The organism is Promicromonospora kroppenstedtii DSM 19349 (assembly GCF_000515355.1).
Taxonomy (GTDB): domain Bacteria; phylum Actinomycetota; class Actinomycetes; order Actinomycetales; family Cellulomonadaceae; genus Promicromonospora; species Promicromonospora kroppenstedtii.
In genome coordinates this window covers 58,797-59,435 of the sequence record NZ_KI911710.1, presented here as the reverse complement: position 1 = coordinate 59,435, position 639 = coordinate 58,797, and the positions used below count along the sequence as shown (strand labels likewise).

The window sequence follows — 639 nt, the reverse complement described above, 5'->3', positions numbered from 1 at the left end:
GCCGCCGACTCCGCGCGGGCGTCGGTCGGGCTCGCCCGTCGACAGGTCTCCGATGCCGTGGCGCGCCTCGGGGCGTCCGTCCAGACCCTGCGGACCGGCTTGCCCGACGAGGCTCCGGCCATGGCGCTCGGGGCGGACCTCGACGTGCTCGTGCGGGATGCCCGCCGGGCCGGTGCCGACGTCGAGCTCAGCGGTTCGCGCGCACCCGGACGCCTCCTGCGCTTCGGCCCCGTCGTCGCACGAGTGGTCCAGGAAGGTCTGACGAACGCGCTCAAGCACGCGCCGGGTCAGCCGGTCCGGATTCGCCTCGAGGCGGGCGATGACGAGCACCGGACCGAGGGCCAATCCGGGGGCGACTACCGGAGCGAGGACGCCGCGCGCCTCGTGGTGACCGTCTGCAACCCGTTGATCGCCACCCCCGCCGCCTCCGCTGCGGACGGCACGAGCGGCACGGGCATCCGTTCCCTTGCCGAGCACGTGCGCGCTGCCGGCGGATCCGTCGAGGCCGGACCGGCGAGCGGCGAGTACGTGCTCCGTGCCGAGCTGCGCCCGGTGGCCGGTCCTCCGTCACCCGCGGTACGCGTACCGCCCGCGCGTCCCGGCGAGACGCCGGGTCGCTCCGCGGATCCCGCACCGCGG

General features: G+C 76.2%; 1 protein-coding gene. It reads right to left on the bottom strand.

The window, feature by feature from the left end:
* Positions 1-330 (bottom strand): hypothetical protein (locus PROKR_RS35535; protein WP_169736485.1); only part of this gene is annotated, 330 nt, incomplete at its 3' end.
* Positions 331-639 lie beyond the last annotated feature (309 nt).